Annotated in this window: 22 protein-coding genes and 1 tRNA gene; 11 read left to right on the forward strand and 12 right to left on the reverse strand. The window is 48.0% G+C overall.

Annotation, left to right across the window (positions count from 1 at the left end; all coding sequences use genetic code 11):
• The first annotated feature begins 430 nt into the window (after positions 1-430).
• Positions 431-1,231, forward strand: a complete 801-nt coding sequence (locus tag HI950_RS08270; RefSeq protein WP_169083373.1) for a class I SAM-dependent methyltransferase — start codon at positions 431-433, stop codon at positions 1,229-1,231.
• A gap of 179 nt (positions 1,232-1,410) precedes the next feature.
• Positions 1,411-1,551 (forward strand): hypothetical protein, encoded by a 141-nt coding sequence (locus tag HI950_RS08275; protein WP_169083374.1) that lies wholly within the window; start codon positions 1,411-1,413, stop codon positions 1,549-1,551.
• 350 nt (positions 1,552-1,901) lie between these two features.
• Here HI950_RS08275 and HI950_RS08280 read toward each other — a convergent pair whose 3' ends face one another.
• The gene (locus HI950_RS08280; protein ID WP_169083375.1) at positions 1,902-2,348 is read right to left on the reverse strand and encodes a hypothetical protein; all 447 of its coding nucleotides are present in this window, start codon (positions 2,346-2,348) and stop codon (positions 1,902-1,904) included.
• 181 nt (positions 2,349-2,529) lie between these two features.
• Here HI950_RS08280 and HI950_RS08285 point away from each other — a divergent pair, with 181 nt between their 5' ends.
• Both HI950_RS08285 and HI950_RS08290 read left to right on the forward strand, forming a co-directional pair.
• Positions 2,530-3,219 carry a response regulator transcription factor gene (locus tag HI950_RS08285; RefSeq protein ID WP_169083376.1) on the forward strand — a complete coding sequence of 230 codons (690 nt, stop codon included), beginning with the start codon at positions 2,530-2,532 and terminating at the stop codon, positions 3,217-3,219.
• The gene (locus HI950_RS08290) at positions 3,216-4,628 is read left to right on the forward strand and encodes a sensor histidine kinase (protein ID WP_169083377.1); all 1,413 of its coding nucleotides are present in this window, start codon (positions 3,216-3,218) and stop codon (positions 4,626-4,628) included. Before HI950_RS08285 ends, HI950_RS08290 begins: the two co-directional genes overlap by 4 nt.
• Before the next feature lie 218 nt (positions 4,629-4,846).
• Here HI950_RS08290 and HI950_RS08295 read toward each other — a convergent pair whose 3' ends face one another.
• Both HI950_RS08295 and HI950_RS08300 read right to left on the reverse strand, forming a co-directional pair.
• Positions 4,847-6,127 (reverse strand): serine hydrolase domain-containing protein, encoded by a 1,281-nt coding sequence (locus HI950_RS08295; protein ID WP_169083378.1) that lies wholly within the window; start codon positions 6,125-6,127, stop codon positions 4,847-4,849.
• Positions 6,128-6,317: 190 nt separating this feature from the next.
• Positions 6,318-8,942 (reverse strand): adenosylcobalamin-dependent ribonucleoside-diphosphate reductase, encoded by a 2,625-nt coding sequence (locus HI950_RS08300; RefSeq protein WP_169083379.1) that lies wholly within the window; start codon positions 8,940-8,942, stop codon positions 6,318-6,320.
• A 277-nt stretch (positions 8,943-9,219) separates the two neighbouring features.
• On the opposite strand from HI950_RS08300, the gene HI950_RS08305 reads away from it, so the two are divergent.
• The 3 genes from HI950_RS08305 to HI950_RS08315 all read left to right on the forward strand — a co-directional run bounded on the left by HI950_RS08305 (position 9,220) and on the right by HI950_RS08315 (position 13,019).
• Complete coding sequence (locus tag HI950_RS08305; RefSeq protein WP_169083380.1) at positions 9,220-11,043, forward strand: DEAD/DEAH box helicase; 1,824 nt, start codon at positions 9,220-9,222, stop codon at positions 11,041-11,043.
• Positions 11,040-11,999: a YqhG family protein gene (locus tag HI950_RS08310; protein WP_169083381.1), complete on the forward strand. Its 960-nt coding sequence runs from the start codon at positions 11,040-11,042 to the stop codon at positions 11,997-11,999. Before HI950_RS08305 ends, HI950_RS08310 begins: the two co-directional genes overlap by 4 nt.
• A gap of 126 nt (positions 12,000-12,125) precedes the next feature.
• Complete coding sequence (locus HI950_RS08315; RefSeq protein ID WP_169083382.1) at positions 12,126-13,019, forward strand: hypothetical protein; 894 nt, start codon at positions 12,126-12,128, stop codon at positions 13,017-13,019.
• Here HI950_RS08315 and HI950_RS08320 read toward each other — a convergent pair.
• The gene (locus HI950_RS08320; RefSeq protein WP_169083383.1) at positions 13,010-13,204 is read right to left on the reverse strand and encodes a YqzE family protein; all 195 of its coding nucleotides are present in this window, start codon (positions 13,202-13,204) and stop codon (positions 13,010-13,012) included. The genes HI950_RS08315 and HI950_RS08320 overlap by 10 nt on opposite strands.
• A gap of 141 nt (positions 13,205-13,345) precedes the next feature.
• Here HI950_RS08320 and HI950_RS08325 point away from each other — a divergent pair, with 141 nt between their 5' ends.
• Positions 13,346-14,047 (forward strand): N-acetylmuramoyl-L-alanine amidase family protein, encoded by a 702-nt coding sequence (locus HI950_RS08325; RefSeq protein ID WP_169083384.1) that lies wholly within the window; start codon positions 13,346-13,348, stop codon positions 14,045-14,047.
• Here the strand turns inward: HI950_RS08325 and HI950_RS08330 are convergent.
• The 3 genes from HI950_RS08330 to HI950_RS08340 all read right to left on the reverse strand — a co-directional run bounded on the left by HI950_RS08330 (position 14,012) and on the right by HI950_RS08340 (position 16,174).
• The gene (locus tag HI950_RS08330; protein WP_223285164.1) at positions 14,012-14,914 is read right to left on the reverse strand and encodes a divergent polysaccharide deacetylase family protein; all 903 of its coding nucleotides are present in this window, start codon (positions 14,912-14,914) and stop codon (positions 14,012-14,014) included. The two genes, HI950_RS08325 and HI950_RS08330, sit on opposite strands and share 36 nt — an antisense overlap.
• Before the next feature lie 129 nt (positions 14,915-15,043).
• Entirely contained in the window at positions 15,044-15,466 is a 423-nt protein-coding gene (locus HI950_RS08335) for an Rrf2 family transcriptional regulator (protein ID WP_169083385.1), read from the reverse strand.
• Positions 15,467-15,571: 105 nt separating this feature from the next.
• A complete protein-coding gene (locus HI950_RS08340) occupies positions 15,572-16,174 on the reverse strand; it encodes a xanthine phosphoribosyltransferase (protein ID WP_169083386.1) in 603 nt (200 codons plus the stop codon).
• A gap of 82 nt (positions 16,175-16,256) precedes the next feature.
• Between HI950_RS08340 and HI950_RS08345 the strand changes: the two genes are divergently transcribed.
• Positions 16,257-16,340, forward strand: a tRNA-Leu gene (locus HI950_RS08345).
• Between the two features lie 743 nt (positions 16,341-17,083).
• Here HI950_RS08345 and HI950_RS08350 read toward each other — a convergent pair.
• From HI950_RS08350 to HI950_RS08360, 3 genes are all read right to left on the reverse strand, one after another.
• Positions 17,084-17,308 carry a hypothetical protein gene (locus HI950_RS08350; protein ID WP_169083387.1) on the reverse strand — a complete coding sequence of 75 codons (225 nt, stop codon included), beginning with the start codon at positions 17,306-17,308 and terminating at the stop codon, positions 17,084-17,086.
• Between the two features lie 122 nt (positions 17,309-17,430).
• Entirely contained in the window at positions 17,431-17,751 is a 321-nt protein-coding gene (locus HI950_RS08355) for a hypothetical protein (protein ID WP_053375411.1), read from the reverse strand.
• Positions 17,752-17,833: 82 nt separating this feature from the next.
• Positions 17,834-18,403, reverse strand: a complete 570-nt coding sequence (locus tag HI950_RS08360) for a xanthine phosphoribosyltransferase (RefSeq protein WP_169083388.1) — start codon at positions 18,401-18,403, stop codon at positions 17,834-17,836.
• Between the two features lie 269 nt (positions 18,404-18,672).
• On the opposite strand from HI950_RS08360, the gene HI950_RS08365 reads away from it, so the two are divergent.
• Positions 18,673-19,383: a hypothetical protein gene (locus HI950_RS08365; protein ID WP_169083389.1), complete on the forward strand. Its 711-nt coding sequence runs from the start codon at positions 18,673-18,675 to the stop codon at positions 19,381-19,383.
• A 3-nt stretch (positions 19,384-19,386) separates the two neighbouring features.
• Here HI950_RS08365 and HI950_RS08370 read toward each other — a convergent pair whose 3' ends face one another.
• Positions 19,387-20,676: an ArsB/NhaD family transporter gene (locus HI950_RS08370; protein WP_169083390.1), complete on the reverse strand. Its 1,290-nt coding sequence runs from the start codon at positions 20,674-20,676 to the stop codon at positions 19,387-19,389.
• 115 nt (positions 20,677-20,791) lie between these two features.
• Here HI950_RS08370 and HI950_RS08375 point away from each other — a divergent pair, with 115 nt between their 5' ends.
• Positions 20,792-21,832 (forward strand): YkvI family membrane protein, encoded by a 1,041-nt coding sequence (locus HI950_RS08375; RefSeq protein ID WP_169083391.1) that lies wholly within the window; start codon positions 20,792-20,794, stop codon positions 21,830-21,832.
• A 28-nt stretch (positions 21,833-21,860) separates the two neighbouring features.
• On the opposite strand, the gene HI950_RS08380 is transcribed toward HI950_RS08375, so the two are convergent.
• Complete coding sequence (locus tag HI950_RS08380; protein WP_169083392.1) at positions 21,861-25,178, reverse strand: AAA family ATPase; 3,318 nt, start codon at positions 25,176-25,178, stop codon at positions 21,861-21,863.
• Positions 25,179-25,185 lie beyond the last annotated feature (7 nt).

A 25,185-nucleotide genomic window follows, 5' to 3' on the forward strand; every position in this document is an offset into this window, starting at 1 on the left:
ATTATAGATGAAGTTTATCTAACTAATCTCTAGCATGTTTAATTATAATTAAACAATACCAATCGATAATTAACAAGCTTAGTGGGCCTCGATCTGCGTTGTCAGGTTTCCCTCAGCGCCACCGATCTCCGCGTCTCTTCATTCTGGCAGCTCCTCTCGGTTGGAAGTGAAGCAATCATACCCCAGTGCCATTCTTTAATTGTACTTTTTTAAGAACAGAAACCGTATATTAAGCCTCTCCTTTTATTTAAACTCGACCATTTCATTACTGGAATGGCAAACTACATCCTTATATCAACAAAACAAATTTTCAAAAAATGTTGTTCCCAATAAAGAACAATGTTACTATTAATGACTGTGAGACAAGCTCGATTTAACGACTAGCTAGTTTTCACGATTTAAAAATAATAATTAGAATGGACACGTGTATATGAATTCAAAATTAGGTATGCAAATTATTGGAACTGCAAAGCAGCGGATTAAGGAACACCAATCTTCAAATCATCCAATTTTAAAACTGTTAGTGCCGGCTTTATATGTTTTGTGGAATACAATGGTGACCACGAATCGCATATTTGTCGATAGAAACTTTCGATCCATCTTTCTTATGCGGTTGCTAAACGCTAAAAATGTTCACCAAACGACTTCCCTCACCTACTTGGATCGTTACCCAACCATTTTTTCAGCTTGCAGCGACTATTTCGATGGTAAACAAGATTTAAAAATACTTTCATACGGCTGCTCCACAGGCGAAGAGGTTTTAACGCTTCGTCGGTATTTCCCAAATGCTCAAATCATTGGTGCAGACATCAACAAACAAAGCTTAGATATATGCAGAAAACTCCCCGTAGACGAGAAAATTAACTTTATATATTCATCACTTAATGAAATCCGCAAGCAAGGTCCATTCGATGTCATTTTCTGTATGGCTGTCTTGCAGCGGAAGCCGCATGACACAGAAGCAAAAGGAATCACGAGCCTTAAAAAAATTTATCCTTTTGAAAAATTTGAATTACAAATTATCGAGTTCGATGAGCTAATTAATCCACAAGGACTACTAGTTGTTCACTTTACGCAATATTCAATCTGGGATACTCAAATCGCATCTAAATACGAGGCGCTAGGCGATCATAACCAAGATGATTATTTATCCCCTGTCTTTGATAAAAATAGTGATTTGATAATAGATCCGCCCACTCAAAATACCATTTTTATTAAGTCGCGTAAGTAAAGCTATGATTCAATTTATCGGGTATAGGTAATTTCTACCACATAAAAAAGAAACCTCAATAATTTGAGGGTATAAAGTATTGGTCTATTTAGCACTAGTAAAATATTACCATTCTCTGTTAAAATATGTCTTTCAAAGATTTTCGCTTAATAAACACACCATAAAGGAGACAAATATTGATGAGAAAATTAAGATTAGGTTTTATTACTGGTTTTTTAGTAGTCTGTATGTTACTAACATTTTCGGGAGCAACCAGTGCAAGTGCATATCCAGGTCCAGTGATTTATGGGGAAGATTGGCCTGAAAGAGGTTGGTGCTAAAATTTAGCCCAAAGATGGTTGTGATTTCTTTGGATAATTCTAATTTCTAAATTCTAAAATAATAAAAAAAACGAGCCTCTAGAATCGAATCTAAGGCTCGTTTTGCATGTAGGGAGACATATTTCAATGCGTGGTTATGTAAGACTGCATGTTTTGTATTCCGATAAGAGGTTTGATATTCCAGAAATAATTAGATAACGGAGCCCGCAAAACCGCGCAGCTCCGTTATTGTTGTTTCAGGACTCATTAGAATTTGAAGACCGGCGTTAAAGTCGATTTGTTGCAGAATTCGATCCAAAAAAGGATCAGCGCCTTGATTCAGGGCGCGTGTTCCTTTCTATCACTGCTGATTATTCTTTTTCATAGATATCGGTAATAAAAAGTGTATCGTCATCCCTGATATAGATGGCCTTTTTAGTGGCAGCCGCAGAAACATTGCCTGGAATGACATTAGCATCTTCAAACGGATCAGGCGGATTTATCGGATCTGGCGGATTTGACGGATATTTGTAATAATAATATTGATCCTTCGAATCATTGTACCAGAAAGAATAGACGCATTTATCAACAGCTCCAACGTTTTCATTAAATTCCATATGATGTTTGAGGAAATACTCTTTATCGCTGCAATCAGGTATGTCGCATCCTGCACCGTGCTGTCCCGATGTGAGATTAATGCTTGGCAAGTTAGAGGAGGCGTATGGTTCGATCTCCATCTTGTCTTGATCGCATTCTTTGTTTACAAATTCGAACTTCCTACCGGTTTGATTTACAACAATTAACAGTTTTTTCTCCAAGAATCCTACCTCCGAATCGATTGGTTTTTCATGCAAACCTGTAGCAAGCAGACCCGTAAGATGAACCACTACCTCCTTTTTCCTCTACTATGTACTGCATTATTATTTTATCAATAGCCCCCGAACTTTTTCTTAATGAAATCTTAACGGGCTGGTACCTTTAGCGGAGAGAGGTCGAGACATGAGTAAAGTTCTAATTGTCGATGACGAGCCTGACATTCGTGCGCTGATCCGCATTCACATGGAGCGGGCAGGATTGCAAATCATCGAGGCCGAGTCAGGGCGACAGGCGATCGAGCAGATGCAGAAGCATCCCATTGAATTAATGATTTTGGATATCATGATGGACGACGGAAATGGCTTCGAGGTCCTTCGCTATTTGGGTCAAAACCGTTCAAATACGCTCGTTATCGCGCTTAGCGCCAGAAGAGAAGTACAGGATAAAGTGGATACGCTCGGCTTGGGAGCGGACGATTATGTCACGAAGCCGTTTAGTCCGATGGAACTCCTCGCGCGGGTACAAGCTCAATTAAGGAGGCATCGTTCCCATACGCCACATCAATCCGAGGTCATACGATTAAACAACCTGGTGCTCGAAGTAGACGATTTGGTTCTGCAAAATGGCGAGCAACGGCACTTTTTAACCCCATATGAATGTGAGCTGCTGCAATTGTTTATGAAAAATCCCGATCGCGTGCTGACCAGAAGATACATCTACCAGCATGTCTGGAAGCACGAGAATTACGATGACAACAACTTGAGCGTTTTTATTAACCGGCTCCGCGCTATGCTGGATGACGCTCCCGATTCTCTGCGCCATATTCATACTGTTCGAGGCATCGGATATCGATTTTCAGGAGATGGTTTATGAAGAATCGTACAAAGCTATGGCTCATCATGCTGATCAGCGCAGTGAGCAGTTTCATTCTGTTTGTTTTGCTTTCCTTGGTTGTAGGAGAGGTTTGGAACAAGGGTTACAATTTGGAAAAGCTGAATTCGATTTCGCATGAAACCCTTAGTTTCATCGAGCGGCAAGGCGCTTTCGGCAAGGATAACATTCAGCCGCTGCTGGATTCGGTTCAAAGCCGGAATCCGGCTATGCGCCTGCAATGGGTCGCTTCGGACGGGTCGGTGATCTACGATACTTCCGACGGAACGCAACAATACGACTTCAAGCAATTGGCGAATCGCATGGTGAACATGCCGACCAACCTTTGGGGTGAACACGAACCGGTAACGCTCATTTATTCCCTTAGCCAAAACGGGCAATCCTATTATTTGCTCTTGAGTGTGCCAAGCGAAGCGATGAAAGGAGGACAGTTCTTCTTCTATGCGCGCACGTTCAAGGTCCTGTATACGTTAACCTTGCCCTTGCTATTGTCCGCCTTAGTGCCCTACTTTCTATCTCTATGGTTTTTCTCCTCGATCAATCGGCGCATCGGCAAGCTGAACAAAGCGCTGGGTCAAGTCAGTTTGCGAAGCGATGTTATCGTTCTCGAGGATAAGTCGAAGGATGAAATCGGCCAGCTTACCCGGCATTACAATGCGATGGCGCACCGGATTCAAAGCCAATCCGCTCAAATCGAGCAATTCGACAACCGGCGAAAGCTTCTGCTGTCCAATCTTTCCCATGATTTGAGAACACCGCTGACGATGATACTGGGTTATGCCGAAACGATTCGCACAAGTTCGTATAAAGACGAGAACGAGCTTCAGACCGGCGCGAAAATCATTTTGCAGCGATCCCGCTATATGGATACACTGCTGGATCAACTATTGGACGTCTCACGGCGGGATACGGACGCGCATAAGCTTCATTTCGCCCTGACCAACTTGTCCGAATTGATGCGGAAAATAGTGGCCGACTACCTGTTGTTTTTGGATGGGCAACATTTCACGGTTGAAGCGGACATTCCCGATGAGGAGGTAGAGGCGTTTATAGATGCGTCTCTTGTGGAACGCGCCATTCGCAATTTGTTGGACAATGCGATTAGTTACGGGAGTGAGGGCCGTTTTCTGGGAATAGGACTTGTTGAAGAAAATGGGGATGTTTGCATTACAGTAAAGGACAAGGGAAAAGGAATCGCTTCCGAGAATCATGAACGCATCTTCGAACGGTTCTATCGGGCTGACGGGGGAAGGAAAGGCGATGGACTAGGCATCGGACTTTCGATCGTCAAGGAAATCGCCGAAGCGCATCATGGCCATATTCATTTGATGAGTACTCCCTATGTGGAGACGATATTCCTGGTATGGCTCCCAAAAAACCAAGCGGCATAATGCAGAAACTCCAAACACATAACGAGATCCGGTACCTGTGCTGAGCCTGGTCTCGTTATTATAGCACGCGCAAAAACAAACTCCGATCGATCCCTCCGTTTGTTACAAAATGGATTAGTTTTCATAATTTTCATAATCTTGAATGTACTGGTTAGGTAACAATTTCGAAATTCATACTCTCTTTTCAAAAAAATGGGGCGGGAAATTGACATCATTGCCTAACTTCGTTCCGACTCAGAGCTATCCTTGATATACCCGAAAAACGTCATTTTGCCATTTTCGTTTTCAGCAATGCTGTAGGGATGGATCTGGTCAGAATATCTGCGAGCAAATCTACTGTCACCTACCGGATAGATTTCTATATGAAGATTGCCGGAAAATCTCGTGAAATATAATTTTCCATTAAAATATTCAACTTGGATCTTATCTTTCAAGTATGTTCCGCAATACTCTTTAAGTCTGCTTTCGTTGATGGGAAGCTCTTCATGTTTTTTTGGAGCACCTACATCTACTTGATGCAAAATATCTGAGCTTGCATTGCCCAACCTGTACTGATTGATAGCTTCATTATTTGAAAGAATGATGATACAAATATCTTCATCGAAATAATTTTGCATATAAGTGCTTATGCCGAGGTGATCTCCGCCATGGGAATACCTGTCTGTGCCATAAACATACTGACGTTCAAGTCCATAACAATAGTTGTTTTCGTTTTCGTTAAAAAACCTGGCATACGTTTTCTGCGACAGTATTTTCCGATCCCTCAAACAGATATACCATTTGTACAAATCATGACAATTTGAAATGATAGCGCCTGCACCGATGCTAAATTTCTCGTTAAAATACGGGCTTTTGATGGTTGCATCAAAATCTTTTACATAATTACATGATCTGTTTTTAATAGGTTTGCAGCCATCATCAACATCGCTGTTCATCATATTTAAAGGCAGAAAAATATGGTTTCGAATATAATCTTCATACTTCTCTCCTGAAACATTTTCAATCATCCATGCGAGCAAATTATAGTTTGAGTTATTGTAATCATATGTCGTACCCGGTGGCTTTGTTGGCTTTTTATTAATATAGCGCCGGAAGAAATCGTTTCGCGAATAATCCATTCTGTTGTATCCAGCAAAAAAATCATTTTCAAAATTATAAAAATTATATAAGCCAGAGGTATGCGATAATAAATGATGTACCGTGATTGATTTGTCAATCTTCATATCATCAGGAAGGTATAATCGTGCAGATTTATCGATGTCGAGCAGTTTCCCTTCATATAGGAGCATTATTGCGAAAGCAGTAAACTGTTTGGATAGGGAGGCGATTGAGAAGCACGAATTTATATCGTTTTTTAATCCAAATTCTATACTTGCATAACCATATGCGTTTTCAAAAAGCACTTTGCCTTCTCGTATGACTTGAATAACGCCGTAAAAGTCCCACAATTCCATATATTTGTTAATATATTCTTCTAGTTTCAATTTTTCTGCGTGCATCAAATCTCACTCCTCATAATCCCGCTCCTAATCCTTTAATGATATCATTCTAAGTTCATTGAATCTAGAATTTCCCAATTAACTCACGTACCTTTAGCTTAAAAAATACAAGAAGCAGCTGCCGAGGCAAACTGCTCCTTTGTTCCGTTGAACTACACGCACAGGTGTTACATTCCCCTCAATCCACCTATCAATTACATTTGCTATACCCGCAAACGCTGCACTGCTTGCAGCCTTCAATATTAATTAATGACGCGGAGCCGCAGGATGGACATAAATCTCTTGATGTTATTTCCTCATGAAGATGATGGTCGCTTGCCCCTATGTCACCTTTAGCTGTTTCTCCATTAGAAAGGAAATGTGATTCAGACTGTGCTTCAATCGAAACAACCTGCTCCTCTCCGCTCGCCAGATGCAGCTCCAACGATTTGGCTACAGCGTCTGCAATCGACTCCACCCGATTCACGCCAAATCCAATCGCCCCTGAGCCGCCGATCCCCTTTAGATGCTTAATGAGCAGCTTCACCTTGTTTCCATGATCGCCATAACGCAGAAATAGCGAACAGACGCGTCCTAATGCTTCAGCCATCGCAAAAACATCCGAGCCCGCTTTGCCTACGTTCAAAAATATTTCGGCTGGCGTACCGTTCAAGTCGTTAATTGTAATATAAGCCATGCCAAATGGCGTATTTACCTTATAGGTCGCACCTCGAAGCACCTGCGGCCGGCGTTTGTATTGCTTATCGACAACCAGCTCCGTTGGAATAGCGGGCACAGCAGCCTCAACTAAATCGGCATCAAAATATTCGTCACCGCCCTCATCAGGCGAAGAAGCGGAAATCGACTGCACTTCGTCTATTTCTGTTTTAGCCTCAGTGAAATCTTCCTTCTTCGTTGAAAGCACCTGTACATCACGGCTGCCATCCCGGTAAATCGTTACGCCCTTGCAGCCGAGCTCGAATGCAAGCTCATAAAGCCGGCCCGTCTCTTCTACCGTGAAGTCAGCCGGACAGTTGGCCGTTTTCGAGATCGAGCTGTCAACCCAGCGCTGAATCGCTGCCTGTACGCGAATATGATCCTCCGCCGACAAGCTCATTGACGTCACAAAGTAATCGGGAAGCTCCTCACCCGGATGCTTTTCCTTCCACTCCGCAGCAATGGGAACATCTTGCTTGTCAAATCCGAGCCGGCTCTGACGGAAGTATTCAAATGCAAAATAAGGCTCAATCCCTGTGGAGGTTCCGACCATTGTCCCCGTACTTCCGGTAGGCGCCTGAGTAATGACGGTCACATTGCGCATGCCTCTCTTCGCAACAGCTTCCCCTATCTCCGGAAACTCGGCGAACATGTGCTTCATAAACCCGCTTTGCACATACTTTTCAGCATCGAATGCTTGAAATGAGCCCTTCTCTTCAGCAATTTCGGTTGATGCCAAATAAGCTTCACGAGCCATAAACGCATATAGCCTATCTAAAAAAATCAACGATTCCGCGCTGCCATAACGAACGCCTAGCTTAATCATTAGTTCTGCAAGCCCCATCGTTCCAAGTCCGATGCGGCGCTCAAGCTTCTGATTGCGCTCATTTTCCTCAAAATGATACGGCGTCTTATCGATCACATTATCAAGAAACCTTACGGACCAACGCGTAACCTTGGCAAGTTCATCCCATGCGACATCATGCTTTTCCTCATCATAGAACTTAGATAGGTTCACAGCTGATAAATTGCATACGCCCCAGCCAGGCAATCCTTGTTCACCACACGGATTTGTACTAATAATTGGATTAAAATACCAGCTGTTAGACATTTGGTTGTAATACTCCATAAAGACGACGCCGGGCTCTGCGGATTTCCATGCCGATTCGATGATCGCATGCCATATCTCACGAGCGCGCACGGTTTTGTATGGAATGATCCTCTTGCCTAACCGCCGCCACTCTTCGATATCTCCCGTCCATAAATCGTCATAGCCTGCTTCCTTCGTATCCGGGAACACAAGCTCCCAATCCAAATCTTCTTTAACAGCCTGCATGAACGCATTGCTTACGCAAACCGACAAATTCGCATTCGTCACTTGGCCCATCGTTTGCTTGACTGTGATGAACTCCAGCACATCCGGATGCCAATCATTCAGCATAAGCATCAAGGCTCCACGGCGGCTTCCTCCCTGCTCAATTAATCCAGTCGTGTAGCTGAACAAGCCTCCCCACGAGACGGCGCCGCTGGATGACCCGTTTACCCCTGCGACTATCGCTCGGCGAGGCCGCAGCGAAGAGAGGTTCATTCCCACACCTCCGCCGCGCGCCATAATCTCAGTCATCTCGCTAAGCGTCGTCATAATGCCGCCCCTGCTATCTTTGGGCGAAGGAATAACGTAACAGTTGAACAACGTAAGCTCCTCGCTCGCACCTGCCCCCGCAGCGATTCGTCCCCCGGGCACTAGCTTCCAATCGTCCAAAATATAGTTGAATTTCTGCTGCCATTCCGCTTGCTTCTCCCTATCAGCCTCAACGGAAGCCATCGCTCCCGCAAGACGATCCCACATTTGCTCAGGAGTCTTCTCAATCGTAAGCGTCAGCTTCTCGACGCTCGACTCGATTAGCTCCCCGCTTCTAAGCTTAACCGTAACGCTATTTCCTTCACGCGCGATCACTTCCCCTACTTCCTTCGCCGGAAATTTCGGATCATCCTTCGTCAGGACGAGTACGATATCCCCGATCGACGTTTTGCTCGTATCTGCATTTTTCCAAGCATATCGATCCAAAAAAATTTTCTCGCTTAATCCTTCAAGTCGCTTGCCGTTAGCCGTCTCCATCTCTGCCACTTCCTCCTTCGAACCTCTGCGCTGCAAGCATATTTAAGATATTATATGCATTCAGTACAATATATTGTGTGTTAAAACCATTATACACTACTACATATTGATATTCATGCTTGTTAATGGCTAAATATTGCAGCATTCCCCGCTTACATGGCCTCTCTCACTCTTTTGCTTGTCCATTCTCTTTTTTAATCGCCTTCTTATTATTATTGGATGAAAAGGCAATACTGATTACAACTTATCCCTTTTACTGCGGAAGGAGCTGCTCAAAATGACTATCCCGACAACGCCGCAGGCTGCCTCAGCCGAAGCAGGCACAGCAATCGTTACGCGCAAGCTTCATCCTTTAGTCGATTTGCAGTGTGACCGCACCTGGTTTGAGGAGCTGCAAAATCGTCTCTCCAAAAACGGACCATGGGATGATTGGACGTTATATCAGCTTGCTATTGAGGCTGAACAAGCGAAGCGAATTGAAAGCTTCGAGGAACTGCTATGTTTGCGATCGCTGCCATCCTTCGAGCCGATGCCGCATCAAATTAGCACTGCGCGCAAGGTTGTCCATGAAATGGGCGGCCGTGCCATACTTGCCGATGAGGTCGGCCTTGGCAAAACGATAGAAGCAGGGCTCGTTCTCAAAGAATATATTGTGCGAGGACTAGCAAAGCGCGTCTTAATTCTCGTCCCTGCCTCCCTTGTTCTTCAATGGGTGCGCGAGCTTAACCAGAAATTTGGCATTTCCGCTGTAGCCCAAAAGAAGGAGCATACCTGGGGTTATGATGTTGTCGTAGCTTCTATCGATACCGCTAAGCGTGATCCCCATCGCGAGCTTGTCCTTGGGACCGACTACGACTTAATTATTATCGACGAGGCTCATAAACTAAAAAACAAGAAAACGACGAACTACCAGTTTGCAAATCTTTTGCGCAAAAAATATTGCTTGCTTCTTACGGCTACTCCGATTCAAAACGATATGGACGAGCTGTTCAATCTCATTACGCTGTTAAAGCCTGGACAGCTAGGCGGGCAAAGCGATTTCGCCGCGAACTTTGTTGTCGACAAGCGGCTTCCAAAAAATGAGGATCAACTGCAGGAAGCATTGTCGGGCGTCATGATTCGCAATCGGCGCGGAGACGGCGGTATCCATTTCACGAAACGGTTTGTCAAAAATATACCTCTTACGCTGTCCGAGGAAGAAAAGGCGCTTTACGATGCGGTTACAGGCTTCGTGAAGGAGCGCTATGAAGAGAGCGGCGGCGATTTATCTAGCATGCTCTCCCTCGTCACGCTGCAGCGCGAAGTATGCAGCAGCCGCGATGCTGTATTTTTGACGCTGGTCAACCTGTTTAAGAAAACGTCTGAGGATTCTCCGATGCGTCCAAAAATATGGGAGCTCGTTGAGAAAATACGCGATATCAAAGCCAATACGAAAGCGGAAAAAGCGATGGAGCTTGTCAAAGAAATGAATGACAAGGTTATCATCTTCACCGAGTACCGGGCAACGCAGGAATATTTGCTGCAGTTTTTCCGCGCGCAAAATATGATTGCCGTTCCGTATCGAGGCGGCATGAACCGCGGCAAAAAGGACTGGATGATGGATTTGTTCCGCGGCCGCGCTCAAATTTTGATCGCTACAGAAGCAGGCGGCGAAGGTATAAATCTGCAGTTTTGCCACCATATGATCAATTTCGATTTGCCTTGGAATCCGATGCGTGTGGAACAGCGCATTGGGCGCGTCCATCGCCTTGGGCAGAAAGAAGACGTCAAAATTTACAATCTATGCACCATCGGCACGATCGAGGAGCATATCGTCAATCTTTTGCATGAAAAAATCAATCTGTTCGAGCTTGTCATCGGAGAGCTGGATCATATATTGGAGCGCTTTGAGAAGGGGGACGGCTCGCTTGAGCAGCGCCTCGCACGAATGCTGCTTGAAGCCGGCAATGAAGCGGAATTGAAAAATAAAATCAATCATTTGGGCTCCTCGCTTAGCCGGATTCGCGAAGAGGTGATGATCGGTGAAAATCCGCTGCCAGCAAGTCCCGATCTGCTTGTAAATTTGGATTCGCTTGGACAAACCGTGGAGGTGCAGCCTTGAACGAGAAGCAAGTGCACAAATTCGTAAATCGTTACTTAGAAGCGACAGAATGCTCCATATTAGAGAAATCGCCCAACCATTTTACGGTCAAGCTCTCTCCTCACGCCGATCGCGAGCTTACGAACCGGCCCTATTATTGGAGCTTCGTGGACCGAGTCGGCGCTGAACCTGAGACGATGACGTTCCTCTTTGTGACGGATAAAAACAAATATGACGCTGCCGAGGAATTGAAAAAAAATGAAGCTGCTGCCATTCCGCAAGATCCAGCCATCACGTCTCAAGATGCCGCAGCAAATGCCGCGCTTGGACGCTCACTTGGCTTCGTGCATGGCAGCTTGGCCGCGCCTGCCCGCGTTCCCCGCGAAGATTTGTACTTTGGCGCGCGCAAGCTGGATATGCTGTTTGACGCAGCCAAAGCGAAGGGCAGCTTCGTGTATCTATTTCAGGAGCCGGATAAGCGCAGCAGCAATCCTTTCAGCTCTACGCCGTATACCGCATGGCTGGGCGTCAATATGCGAGTTGAGTTCGCATGCGATCGCAAGCGCGAGGAGATTCATTGCTACGGGGTTTCACTGGCAACTGGCCAGTGCGTGGAGCTTTTTTACGATCGACTGCTCAATCACAAGCTTACACCGCGCCTGCCTGCCAATATCCATATCACCAAAAATGGCATCTCCTTCAACAAGGCGCTTGGCATCGTCGAGCAAGCGCTTGAGCGAAAGCTACGCAGCTATGATTACAGCTGGGCAGAAAGTGCCTCCGCTAGGCTTGAGGAGGAGCTCGAGCGGATCAGCGGCTATTATGAGCCGCTCATAAAGAATGGGCTTGAAGAAAATAAGCCGGCGATTCGCGAGCAATTCGAACAACGGCAGTCCGAAATTAGATGGCAATACGAGCCCCGTGTGACTGCGTCCGCCATTAACTGCGGCATCTTTCATCTCGAGGGCATCGATTGACGGTAATTAGACGTTTTCCCCATGAATGCGTCAAAAAAAGGCGGTCGCAAGGCCGCCATCTCACGACAGGTTGCAACAGCCTTCTTAAAGCATGTCCCTTACAATAGCTTAGAGGTGATAAAATTGATGCAAAAAAAGTTGATTAAGCTTACAGCTGCTTGTGTGTTAACCGCTATTGTATTATATGCAAGCGGATTGCAGCCGCAGCCTGCGACAGCAATTGCAAATCGTGCGACGGCGTATGAGCCGCTTGAGCAGCAAGCGCAGCGCTGGGTGGACGAGCTTGCGGACGCGCCATCTTTTGCAGCATGGAAGAAGTCTTCGCTCGTTATTTCACCGATTGGGCCGGGCACGCATAGCTGGCTTGTCCTTGTGAAGCAAAACAATGAAACGGTAGGCTACCTCGTTGTCCATGCCGTTGAGGCAGGCGGATTTCAACTTGGCGAATATGGTACAAGCCAAAACCCGCTATTCGATGAGCATACGCTTTCTAAATCGATCAAGCAGCTGGAGCTTATTCAGCCCGCCTCCAATACCGAAGCACTTTATATTCATCCTCTCCTGGCAGCCTGGAAGATAACGGCGGATAAGGATACCTATTATACAGATGCCGCAAGCGGCGAGGTGCTTCCCGTTCAGCCTAGTGATTGGCTAGCTGCATCAACAACGAAACTGTCCAATGGAGAGCAGATGCAAGTAGCTGATAACGCGGCCCTACTGAAGCATGTTACACTTCCCTCCTTTAATGCATTTGCGAGGATGCCATGGCTCACGAAGCAGCCCCTTCCATTAAGCACCAGCTCTTATTCCTCCTTGTTTGCCAAAATCAACAACAAAGAACAACTCCGCTATACCGCTGAGCTGTTCGATGGCCAAATGCTGTATGTGTGGTCGGTTGTCGGTTATAACAAATGGACTACCGGACCTATTTACGTTGCGCTCGAAGCAGATGAGAATGGCTCAGACCGCCGTTATATCCCATTACCGCTGCTGATCGAGCTTGGCCATTTTTACCGATGACGATCAGCTCTGCCCCGCCACCATAACATAATACTCATCGGTCCATATCCGAACCACTTCGTCAGCCAAGGCTCTCTTCGCGCTTTGGCTGACGTTCTTTGTTGTTTTCTTTCTTCCCTCGGCGTCTCCATGTAGTTTACGAAACGCTCAGTCACATACTTTACGTACTCATCGCCCTTTGCCATTTGCCCAGCTCCTCTCTCCATATCCGGATGAAATGATATTATAAAGTTTGCCCTGCAGCAATCGAATGTAAACATGCATGAGTTTTCCTTCAAACAGCCACGCTATACCGTAAGTCAAAGTGATCTGGAGGAAAACTTATTATGCTTCGTAAAATAGCCCTAGGCTTTATCGTGCTGTGGCTTGCAGCTCTTAACAGCTCATCCAGCGCTCAAGCTTGGCCCCTTCTACCGGTCGGTACCGATCAGGATTGGGCATTGCCGTCTACTGTCGTGATCATTGACGTTGGGCATGGCGGCATCGACGGAGGGGCATCCTCTGCCGATATTCTCGAGAAGGACATCAATTTAGCGGTCGCCCGCAAGCTTTATTTTATTTTAAAAAGCCAAAATATTCCCGCCGTTCTAAATCGTACCGGCGACTACGCGTTAAGTGATGAAAATCGCTGGCATATTACACGTTCCAGACATCGCAAGGACTTATCGCAGCGTCGGCAGCTTACCGAGGAGATTGAGAGCGAGCTGCTTGTTAGCCTTCATGTGAATTGGTCGAAAAAAAGCTCCCAGCAAGGTCCTCTCGTTCTGCATCAGAACAGCGGAGAAAGCTCCCTGCTTGCTTTTTGCATTCAGGATGCCCTTAATCGGCAGCAAAATACAGCCTTCCTCCCGAGGGAGGGAAAGCCGTTTTATTTGCTCAATCGCGTTCAGCAGCCTGCCGTTATCGTAGAAATGGGCTTTATCAGCAGTGTTAAAGACCGAACTATGCTTACCGATCCGCAGCGTCAGCAAGAAGTTGCAGCAGCTATCGCCTCAGGAATTAGGCAATACAAGTGGATCGTTCATTGAACCTCCGCTAATCAGCTCGGTCAGCTTCACAAATTGCACCCTTTGCTGCATCGCTGGAATGGACTGCTGCAGAACGGCTGCTGTCTTGAGTCCCGCAGGCCCAACATGTCCAATGGTGATGCAGCTCGCGTGCAATTCCAGATGCTTGCGCAGCTCGTTAATTTGCTTTGATATATGCTGAACCGTGTAGACATCATCGAGAAAAACATCATTGGAAACAAGCGGGACACCGAGCTCCGCCGCTATTTTGGGTACAACCGTTTTGTAGGTCGTTCGGCTATCGAGAAAAAACAAACCCCGCTCCTTGCATACGCCTAGCACGATTCGCATCATTCTCTCATCAGCCGTCACCTTCGAGCCCATATGGTTATTCATGCCAATCGCATACGGCACATTGTTAATCGCATCCTCCACACGCTTGCGAACGTCTGCATCGCTCAAATCCGTGGTGATCGCACCTGGACCAAGCCACTTCTTCAGCCCCTTATTCGGCTCCATCGGCATATGGACGATCACATCGTGACCAAGCCTATGCGCTTCCTCCGCATCCTGCTTTGTTGTCGGCATAAAGGGCATAATCGCTGCGGTAATCTTCACAGGAAGCTTAAACATTTCCACAGTACCGTCCATCCCATTGCCAAAATCGTCAATAACGATTGCGACAGTCCGATGCGCCTTTTCCTCTGCAGCAGCTGACGACTGCCCTGGCGCTGGTTGAGCGGATACTCGATCATAACCAGCAGTGCTTCCAGCAGCAACTAAGCTGCACATACACATCACAGCAGCAGCCGTCTTAATAAGGAAGTTCCTCTTTCTGCATCTCTTTTTCTCGATCATTTTTTTATACCATCCTTCCTGACTGATCATAGCTGCATACACCCCTCATCTTTTACTATCATTGTTTGTGAATAGGCTGGAAAATATTCTTAAAATCAACAATGGGGCAAAAGAAAGAGGCCTAGCTAGAGCTGGCCTCTTGTTCTTGCATCGATTCGATTAAAATTTGCTTACGACATCCATGGTGACTGCCTTCAACGTAATGTTGGCAAGTTTATTCTCCATCGCCTGCTGCGCTTCGTTGAAAGCCGCTTCGAGTGAGGACTGAATATTCCGGCCAACCGGGCATGCCGGATTCGGCTTCTCATGTATAGCAAACAGCTCATCTTGACCATTGTTATGGACAGCATTGTATATGTCGAATAGCGTAATTTCGCTGGCCGGTCTGGTCAGTACGGCTCCCGCCACGCCAGCGCTTGTCGTAACGAGGCCAGCTTTATTTAATAATCCAATAATTCTGCGAATGACGACGGGGTTCGTATTCACGCTGCCAGCCATATAGTCTGAAGTCAGTCGTGCCTCCTTATTTGTCTCCAATAACGTTAAGATATGAACCGCTACCGCAAATCGATTGCTAGTCAACGCATTCACCGCCTGTCAAAAAATTAGGATGATAACAGCCTGCCACAATACTGACTGTCCAGCCGATTACCATGTAAGGATTATAGTTACACGGTGCATCGATTGTCAATCTTTTGACGAGGTTTGCGCAACAGGCTCAGCGGCGAACGTTACTTTCCCATCTGCCAAGGATGCGACTCGCGCCAAGGAGTGCACGCTATAGCCTAGCTCAATAAGCTTTTCGCGTCCTGGCTGGAATGCCTTCTCAATGACGATGCCGATGCCTGCCACCGTACCACCCGCCTGCTCAACGATACGAGACAAGCCAAGCGCCGCATCGCCGTTAGCTAGAAAATCATCAATAATAAGAACGCGATCTTCCGCTGACATAAATTTGCGCGACACCGTAACCTCGCTCTCCTCCTGCTTCGTGAAGGAGTAAATCTTCTCGGTATAAAGGTCATCCTTGAGCGTTAGCGACTTGCGCTTGCGAGCAAATAGCAGCGGTACATTCATCGTTAATGCAGCCATGACAGCCGGCGCAATGCCGGACGATTCAAGCGTAAGCACCTTCGTAATAGCTTCTGCTTCAAAAAATGATGCAAAGGCTTGACCAATGCTGAGCATGAGCTGCGGATCAACCTGATGATTCAGGAAGGAATCCACTTTCAGTACATTCCCGTTTAGGACAATGCCTTCCTCTAAAATCTTTTGCTCTAATTGCTTCACTGCATTTTTCCCCATTTCTATAAAATATTGTTGACAATTCCACCTAATTAATGATACGATATTTTCTGTTGAAACAAAATATGCGGTCGTGGCGGAATTGGCAGACGCGCTAGATTCAGGTTCTAGTGGTGTAACAGCCGTGGAGGTTCGAGTCCTCTCGACCGCATCCTAAAAAACTTTATAGACTATTTTAGACGATATTTCATCTAATGGTCAATGTTTGTAAATTCAAACCACTGATTAGCAAAATAATTAGTGGTTTTTTTGTTGTTTAAATTTGCTATTCAAAATTTCATGTGTTAACTGCTTAATTTGTCTGCTTCTATTATGCCGTTGGGCTGAGATCATTTCTGCCCCCTTTTGGGACAGCCCTTTTTCGCTGGCACAGCGCTTTGGTGCTGATTAGCGTGTACGCTCCTATAATAGGTCCACTTTCTAGACCTATTTCAGTGAATCGAGATGGTTTGTGAGGTATAGATCTAATTTCTAGATCTATTTCCGCTGGCGCAGCACCCAACTGCCCATTTGGCGGGTTGCTCGCCTAGGATAGGTCTACTTTCTAGATCTATTTCAGAGAATCGAGCTGGTTTGTGAGGAATAGATCTAGTATTTAGATCTATTTCCGCTGGCGATGCTCCCAGCTGCCCATTTGGCGGGTTGCTCGTCTAGGATAGGTCTACTTTCTAGATCTATTTTAGAGAATCGAGCTAATTTGTCTAGAATAGATCTAGTATTTAGATCTATTTCCGCTGGCGCAGCATTCTGCAAGCCCATTAGGGCAGGACTCGCAAAAAAAGCTGTCCTTAAAGGTTAAAACCTTTAGAGACAGCTCCTTTTTTGATTTATGGATATGACTATTCATGTTTTAGAAGAAATACGAATGTCGAATCGTCTTCCCAATCCCTCATGCTATGTAGCATCCTCAAAAGGCTTTGCACGTTCCTCCGATGCTGGCGCATAGCTGTAAATGCGGCTCAGCTTCACTACCCGTCGATTTGGACGACGAATGACGACAGAGGACTCGTCCCATGCCACTACGATCCCGAGCACATCATTTACTTCCATCTCATCTCTTACGACTCTAACGGTCTCGCCGCTAACGCGGAATTGATCCAATTGCTCTTCGCTAATCACTGAATTCCCTCCTTAGTCTTGATTGTTGCTTGTGTATTGAAAAACCTCAATGCATGCTCTCGCATCACATTGAGGTTCCATTCAACCTATAAAAAAATGATCACTTAACCTTGCACATGCCATTAACCCGCATGCTCTTTGGCATCGTTGGTTTCATACCACTCATCCAGCACGCGTGAAGACATTACACGTTTACCGATATATTCGCTCTGACGGTCTGTAAATTGATCCCGCCATTCAATTGACAATTCGTCACACAGCTTCACAATCGTTAGCAGCTCCGACCACGCCACATAGCGTTTGTACCAGAAAAACTGCGGATGCTCAATCATATAAGGATACAAATCATCAAATTCCGTATGTTTGCAATCTAGTGCGCGCTCAAAGTGGACTTTCGCATCGCTAAGCTTCGCATACATAAACTCTGCCGACATTTCCCCCATAACTTGTGCCTCCCCTCAATCACTTCTGTTTTAGTATAAGCGATAATGCTGGATGGGAAAAGAGCATTTGTACTGGAACATGTTACTCAAATGTAATTTCACCGTTATCCAGCGATGAAATACGAACGAGCGGCTCCACTCGAATGCCCTGTTCCCGTAAGGTTTTCCCACCGGCTTGGAATGATTTCTCGACAACCACGCCAAGACCGATTAAGGTTGCGCCCGAACGCTGAATAATTTTGATAAGACCGCGCGCAGCATCGCCATTCGCGATAATATCATCAATGAATAATACCCGATCCTCTGCGGTTAGAAACTGTTTTGACACCATAATATCGGTAACCATTCCCTTTGTAAAGGAAGGTACTCTTTCCAAATATGCGTCCGGATCAGCAATCAACGTCTTCTTGCGACGAGCGAATACAAGCGGTACGCCAAGCGTGTACGCCGTTGCAAAAGCAGCGGGTATGCCCGAAGACTCAACCGTAATGACTTTCGTAATATGCTCTTCTGCGAAGCGTCTTGCGAATTCTTGTCCCATTTCCATCGTCAATGCAGGGTCGACCTGGTGGTTGATCAAAGCATCCATCCGCAGCACGTTGCTCGACAATACGGATGACTCTGCTAAAATACGTTGTTTTAAGCTTTCCATCTTTCATTACCTCCACCAAAATCCTTTTCGTTAACGTACCATAGGTCAGGCAAAAAGTGCAACCCTCTTGATGGCGTTAGCTCGAAACCAAAAAAGAATCCGAGTATATCTAAGGAATAATTTCAAATCTTCGGAAAAAAAGAGCAACTTTTCCCACCATTTTACGTCTAAATCAGGAGAGCTATTCTTATTCATACAGAAGACAATTTATTCAAACCATTTTTAATGCAGATGCCGATTATATGATTATAACGAAAGGAAGTGAGCTCATGTTTCCTAAGAAAAAAGAAAAAACAAAAGCAGCGATGCTTGCGGCTACCTCTGCCCTTATCCTATTGTTCGCAGGCTGTCAGAGCGCAGTGACGACTCCGCCCGATTCCTATACTGGCAGCGCTACTCCGATTCAAAATGAGGAGGACGAGCTAAACAGCCCCCAGAAGACTTACGTTGAGCAGGTTGAAAATGATTTCCAAACGGATGAGCCGCATTCAAACTTTGTCGATACGACTAGCGATACAAGCGCAAAAACATCAACGGTCCGGAAGAATGACGATACGAAAGCAACGGTCAAAACGGCTAGCCAAGACGCCGAATGGAGCGCTGATAAGCCGATGCTAAATGGCATTACGATCGGCAGCAGTGATGCGACTGTCAACAAGCTATTTGGCAAGCCTGTAGACAGCTACCAGCTTGATGACGAGAATGAAGCAATCAAGGTGCTTGAATACAAAGGCTTCGCCATCGGCATCAACGCTAACAAGAAAGTGCAATATATCGAGGTTTATGACAAAAGCATCTCAGCTGGCTTAAGTGGACTACGCATTGGAGACGACCCGGAGACTGCGCTGAAAGCGCTTGGAAAGCCAGATAAGCAGACAACGTATTTGTTGACCTACAAAGCAGAAGGAGCGCTTCTTAAGCTTGACCTAGACCCTGTACATAACGAAATCGTTTCCATTAAGCTGCTTGCACTTCATTAAAGGCTATGACCAGCTTTGCAGCCATAAACCAAACAATGCGAGCAGCAAGATCGGAAAGGTGAACAGCAGGCCATATTTGGTGTACTCTCGCCAAGTGATAGAGATACCTCCCTGCCGAACGAGCTGAATCCAAAGCAGCGTGGCAAGCGAGCCGATAGGCGTAAGCTTTGCCCCAACAGAAGTTCCGAGCAAGCTTGCAAACGGCAAATAATCCGGACCGTTCACCTGCTCGATCGCAAGGGATGAAACGAGCACCGCAGGCAAGTTATTTATGGCGGCTGCAAGCAAAGCAAATAATAGGCCGGAGCCAAAGATGCCGATCCATTCGCTTTTCTCGGCTGCTGGCTCAATAACTGCAGGAAACCATGCCGTCGCCCCATGCACATGCAAGCTGTAAACGATTAGATTCATCGATAAAGCAAATACGATAATGAGCCAAGGAGCTCGTCCTATCGTTTCCTTGAATGGCGCTTTTCCTGCCAACGCTGATGCGATCCACTGCACCGCCGCGCATCCTAGCGCAACTGCCGCCACCGGTACCCCAACCCTCTCCGAGCCTAAATATCCTATCATCATAAGCACGATGTTAAACCATGATAAGTAAAACAGTCGTTTATCCTTAATAGCTGAGGTTGGCAAAGGGAATAAGTCAGGCGCGAGCGCTCTTGTTTCCTCTCGCTTGATCGACTGACTGAAGAAAGCAACTGTCACCGCAACGGTCGCAGCAATAGCAATTAAACCGGGCAGCAGCATGCGGGAAGCATATTCTCCAAATGTAATGTGAAAGAAGTCCGCTGTTAAAATATTCGTCAGATTGCTCATCATAAGCGGCGCGCTCGCTGTATCCGCCATAAAGCCTACGCCTAATAGGAAGAGTAGCCTTCCGCTGCGAGAGAGACCGAGCAGCGCCGTCACTTCAAGCACAATCGGTACCATGATCAGAATAGTCCCGTCATTATTGAAAAATACGGTAATAAGAGCAGCCATCAATGACAATCCAATGAATAAGACAAGCTGACGGTGATGAAAGCGTTGTACGATATGCAGCGCAGCCCAGCGAAAAAAGCCGTTATGATCAAGCAGCGATGTAAATAACATAATGCCGATAAGCGAAAATGTCGCATTCCAGACAAAGCCCCATATGTAGGCGGCATCCTCCGGCTTTAAGAGCTGAGCCGCAAACAGTAAAATGGTGCCCGCTAATGCAATAAACGCTTCGTTAATCCCCTTCGGCTTCACTAATATGAATACTAATGCTGTAATAAACACAGCAGTGGTAATGAGCATGGACATGATTTGACTCCTCTTGATGTCATTCTAGTTTCCTAAAATTTTGAAAAAAGTCATGCCTGTCCCTTGTTTGACATACCTTATTATATAGAGGGTATCGAACGGAGGACGGTAGACGATGTGGAAACGTACAGGTAAGGTGCTGCAAATCGCTTCAACCTATATGGGTACGATAGTAGGAGCTGGCTTTGCCACCGGTCAAGAAATATTGCAATTTTTTACCCGTTTCGGATATTGGGGAACGATTACGATTGCTCTCTCAACTGTATTGTTCATATGGCTGGGCACCAAAATGATGCTTATTGCCAGCGAAATTAGAGCAAAATCGTACGAGGATTTAAACAAGGCCTTGTTTGGCGACAAATACGGGCGGCTCATCAGCCATTTTATGCTCGTCGTGCTCCTTGGCGTAACAGCCGTTATGCTCGCTGGGGCCGGTACGATCTTTTATGAGCATTGGAATATTTCCTACCAATCAGGGCTGCTTATTACGATGGCCGCCTGCTATTTTTTGCTGCGCAAAGGGATGAATGCCATTCTGACGGTTAATGCTATTGTCGTCCCTGTCATGCTGCTGTTCACCGTTCTAATTATGATCAACACTTTTCAAACACCGGGCGCAGACAAGTTCATTACGCTAGCGAGCGACCATTCGATATGGGCGGCATGGGCATCGCCGTTTCTGTATACCGCATTTAATCTCTCCATGTCGCAGGCCGTGCTCGTACCGCTTGGCGCGGAGATTAACGATCGCAAGGTCATCGTTGCCGGCTCCTGGGTCGGCGGGATCGGCATTGGCTTCATGCTGCTGGCCGGGCATATCGCCCTATCCGTTCATATGCCGGGCATTCAGCAATTTGCCATTCCGATGGGCGGCATCGCAAGGCAGCTTGGGCCAAGCGTTCAATTCATCTATATTTTTATTATTTTCGCGGAGATCTTCACAACGCTTATCGCTGACATTTACGGGCTCACCCTTCAGCTTCATGAGCGTTTGAAGTGGGCGCGCAGCTTAATTGTCCTTCTCATCCTTGCCATCTGTTATGTAGCCAGCCAAATCGGATTTGGCATGCTGCTGTCGACGCTTTATCCATTGTTCGGACTGATCAGCTTTGGCTGGCTTATCTTGATTATCCGCAAGCGTGTAACCCATACTTAAGTGATGCAGGCATATGAAAAAGGAAAAATCAGATTTGTACGAGCACTGCATCGTTGCAATGCTCCAGCATGGCATCCCTGACGTGTTCATGACAGGTCATCACAATCATCTGCCTATCGCCGGAGAGCTCTGCAAGCAGCCCCGTTACGGCATGCAGCCTCCCGCGGTCAAAATTAACGAACACGTCGTCCAGCATAAGAGGAAGCTTAGTCCCCAGTGAAGCTTCCTCTGCTAATGCGAAGCGCATCGCTAAGTACACCTGTTCCGCAGTCCCTCTGCTAAGCAGCGCACTGTCTATAAGCCGGTTGTCCGACGTTTCAAGTCTTATTCCAGGCTCGCCAGGCGTTGTCAGCACCCGGATATATTTGCCGTCCGTCAGCTTCGCGATCAATCGGGACGCATTACGAAGCACGACAGGCTGTCGCTCTTCCTCGTAAATCCGCTTCGTTCGGCTAATTAATGCAGCGCTTATCGAAAGCACAGCGTAACGCTCCGCATCGGCTTCCAGCTTCGCAATCGTCATTTCCTTGTCGGATAGCAGCTTTTGATGCTCTTCTTCCTTCAGCAAATGCTCCAAAGACTGCCGCAAGCTTCCGCGCTGCTCAAGCTGCTCCCGCTTCCGCTTCTCAAGGTCTTCAAGCTCGCAGCTTGAATCAGTCTGCATCGCTTGCAGCTGCTCTTCATCGTATAATCTAAACAGCTCCTCCAGCTCGGCGATTCGCTCTTCTGACAGCCCGGCCGTCATCTCAAGCGTAAGCTTGGATAGCTCCAGCTCAAGCTCCTGCAAATCGCGGCGATGCTGGGCTGCCAGCTCATATTGCGCTTCGCTAGCAAGCCCTGCCTCCTTTATTTGCGCTGCGATTAGAGCTTGCAGCTCCTGCAAACGGGAATCGGCCGCTTGCATGGCCATATGCAGCTCATCGCGGCGAGCGAGTATTCCGCGCGCCTCCTGCTTTGCTGCTGTATGCCGGCGTATCTCGGCATGCAGCAGCCGAAGTGCGAGCGCGGGATCAGCGGCGAGCTGCGCTTTCGCTTCCTCGAGCTGCCCGCACAGATCGGCCGCTTGCTTAGCGAAAGCGGCCAGTTGTTTCCCTGCGGCGGCCTGCTTTGCCGCCAGCCGGTCGTATTGCTGCAGCCGCTGCAAAGCTTGCTCGGCAAGGTCGAAGGCTTCGAGCGCGGCTGCCGGAGACATGCCGGCCGGCAGCGAGCGTGCTGCAAGCCAGCCGGCCCATTGCCGGGCGAGGGCTTGTCTGGTTTGAGCAGCGGCGGCTGCTGCCTCGCTGCGACCTGCGGCGTGCGCGCGCAGCCGCTCCAGGCGGCGGGCGAGCTCGCTGCTGTTGTCGATGAGGCGCTCGCTCGTTTGGATCGCCTCGAGACGGGCTTCGACTGCGGCGCGCAGCTGTGTGCGCGCCTGTTCGGCTGCCAGCATATGCTCAGCCGAGCTGTGATGCTTTGCTGCAAGCAGCGCTGCCGCGGCTTCCTGCGGCTCGCGTACCATGGTCTCCAGCGCTTGATAGATCCGCTGCTCCCGTTCGCTTAACGCAAGATGATCCGCTCTGTCTCCAGGTGCGGCATTTCTTCCAAGTCCACGGCCGCGCAATCCATCGTTGTTGCTGGCCGCACGACCCGCGCTGCGGCTCCGCAGCACCGCAGCCGCAGCAAGCACAAGCGCCGCGACTGCCAGTGCCAGCGCAGCCAACACCGTTCCGCCGGCCGTCTTATCCGCCGCCGCAAACCACAGCGCAAGCGCAGCTCCGCCCGCGCCAGCCGCTGCAGCCCAGAGCGGGCCGGCTCCGCCTCGACCCGCACCAGCTGCCGCGCCGCGGCCTCCCGCCCCGCTATCGCTCGCGGCTCCGGCGGCGCCGGCAGTGCGCGCCCGCTCGAGCTCCCACTCGCGGAGCGCGCTATCGAGGGCGTTCCACGCCCCCTTCAGCGCATCTCGCGTCCGCGGCAGCACCTCAAACCCGGTGCCGCCACCCTGCTCGCGCCTAGCAGCGTCTCGCTCAACGGCTGACCTCGCTTCCTCCAAGGCGCTGACCGCTTCCCGCTCCTGCTGCTTCAGCGTCTCAAGCTCCGCTGCGAACCGTTCCTCCGTCCGCGACTGCTCAAGCTCCTGCTGCCGTGCCTCTCTTACATAGTCTCGATCGGCTACCGTTACTTGAAGCTCCCTAAGCTGCCGCTCCGTCCACTCCGGCGCAATGCTAGTGACGAGTCTCGCGATCATTTCATCATGCTCCCGAAGCTCTGCCTCCCGTTCGGCGCTATCCTGCGCAAGCTTGCGCATGCTCTCCGATGATTGCAGCAAAGCTTCCGTTTCATCCCCGAGCCGGATTAGCTGTTCATCATAACTGATCGCCTCCAGCTGAAGCTCCAGCAGCAGTGCTTTCTGACGGTGCTTCTCCATTTCCTCGCGATACTCCGCCCGCTGCCGAAGCAGCTCCTCCCAGCTTTTCTCCGCATGCACGGAAAGCCGCGCTGCATATGCGATTTGCTCGCGCTCCAGCAGCAGCTGCTCCTTGCGAATCCATAGCGGCCTTGCCGAGCAAGCCTTGTTCAGCAGCTTTTGACGCGATTCCATCGCAGGCAGTTGCTTATCCAGCGAGCGGATTGATTCATCCAGCCTCGCCGTCTGCTGCACCAAATCATTGTACGAAGCGATAGCGTCTGTTCTTTTCCGCAGCGCAGCTTCAAGCTGCTCCAGCGTTTTGAGCTGCTGGTTGATTTGCTGATTCGTGCCGCGCGGCTTAAAAAGCGCTTCCATCTCCTGCGCCAGCCGTTTCTCTGCTGCCGCAATCGTCTTGCCGTCATCCCAGCCCGCTTGATACAAATACCGTCCTAGCTCATCGCTTGGCAAAGTACCCACCTCTTGCAGCTCGGTAAGGGTGACCGCGAATAATTGACGGTACAGCCTTTCACTGATTCCTCCAAGAAATTGCCGCTCCCAATCCGATTGCGAGAGCCAGGCGCCTTCTGCAAATATCGCTTCAGCGCCATCCGAAAGGCTCTGTTTGTCTTCGGGCTGTTGGGCAGCATCTGCCAAATGCCCGATTTCACGTAATTTCAGCTTGCCTGATCCGTCCGCCGCATAGCGTTCAAGCACATATTGACTGCCTCTCGCATCGCAAAAAAACAATCGTCCTCCATGCCTGCCGCCATTTACCGGTTCCTGCCGCTCGCTAGGCTGCCCACGTTTGGCGAAGCCGTAAAGCATCGAGCGCACGAAGCCGAAGACGGTGCTTTTGCCCGCTTCATTCGGGCCATAAACGATGATCACCGGCGCATCGAGCGGCACCTGCCGCCGATGCAGCTGTCCGAAACCGTCAATCTCAGCCTTCATAAGCTTCATGCATCGT

Source organism: Paenibacillus sp. PL91 (assembly GCF_012935325.2).
In the GTDB taxonomy this organism is placed as follows: domain Bacteria; phylum Bacillota; class Bacilli; order Paenibacillales; family Paenibacillaceae; genus Pristimantibacillus.

Coding starts and splice junctions, on each gene's coding strand:
- HI950_RS08270 (WP_169083373.1), top strand. CDS start 431: ATGAATTCAAAATTAGGTATGCAAATTATTGGAACTGCAAAGCAGCGG.
- HI950_RS08275 (WP_169083374.1), top strand. CDS start 1,411: ATGAGAAAATTAAGATTAGGTTTTATTACTGGTTTTTTAGTAGTCTGT.
- HI950_RS08285 (WP_169083376.1), top strand. CDS start 2,530: ATGAGTAAAGTTCTAATTGTCGATGACGAGCCTGACATTCGTGCGCTG.
- HI950_RS08290 (WP_169083377.1), top strand. CDS start 3,216: ATGAAGAATCGTACAAAGCTATGGCTCATCATGCTGATCAGCGCAGTG.
- HI950_RS08295 (WP_169083378.1), bottom strand. CDS start 6,127: ATGCACGCAGAAAAATTGAAACTAGAAGAATATATTAACAAATATATG.
- HI950_RS08300 (WP_169083379.1), bottom strand. CDS start 8,942: ATGGAGACGGCTAACGGCAAGCGACTTGAAGGATTAAGCGAGAAAATT.
- HI950_RS08305 (WP_169083380.1), top strand. CDS start 9,220: ATGACTATCCCGACAACGCCGCAGGCTGCCTCAGCCGAAGCAGGCACA.
- HI950_RS08315 (WP_169083382.1), top strand. CDS start 12,126: ATGCAAAAAAAGTTGATTAAGCTTACAGCTGCTTGTGTGTTAACCGCT.
- HI950_RS08320 (WP_169083383.1), bottom strand. CDS start 13,204: ATGGCAAAGGGCGATGAGTACGTAAAGTATGTGACTGAGCGTTTCGTA.
- HI950_RS08325 (WP_169083384.1), top strand. CDS start 13,346: ATGCTTCGTAAAATAGCCCTAGGCTTTATCGTGCTGTGGCTTGCAGCT.
- HI950_RS08330 (WP_223285164.1), bottom strand. CDS start 14,914: ATGATCAGTCAGGAAGGATGGTATAAAAAAATGATCGAGAAAAAGAGA.
- HI950_RS08355 (WP_053375411.1), bottom strand. CDS start 17,751: ATGGGGGAAATGTCGGCAGAGTTTATGTATGCGAAGCTTAGCGATGCG.
- HI950_RS08360 (WP_169083388.1), bottom strand. CDS start 18,403: ATGGAAAGCTTAAAACAACGTATTTTAGCAGAGTCATCCGTATTGTCG.
- HI950_RS08365 (WP_169083389.1), top strand. CDS start 18,673: ATGTTTCCTAAGAAAAAAGAAAAAACAAAAGCAGCGATGCTTGCGGCT.
- HI950_RS08370 (WP_169083390.1), bottom strand. CDS start 20,676: ATGTCCATGCTCATTACCACTGCTGTGTTTATTACAGCATTAGTATTC.
- HI950_RS08375 (WP_169083391.1), top strand. CDS start 20,792: ATGTGGAAACGTACAGGTAAGGTGCTGCAAATCGCTTCAACCTATATG.
- HI950_RS08380 (WP_169083392.1), bottom strand. CDS start 25,178: ATGAAGCTTATGAAGGCTGAGATTGACGGTTTCGGACAGCTGCATCGG.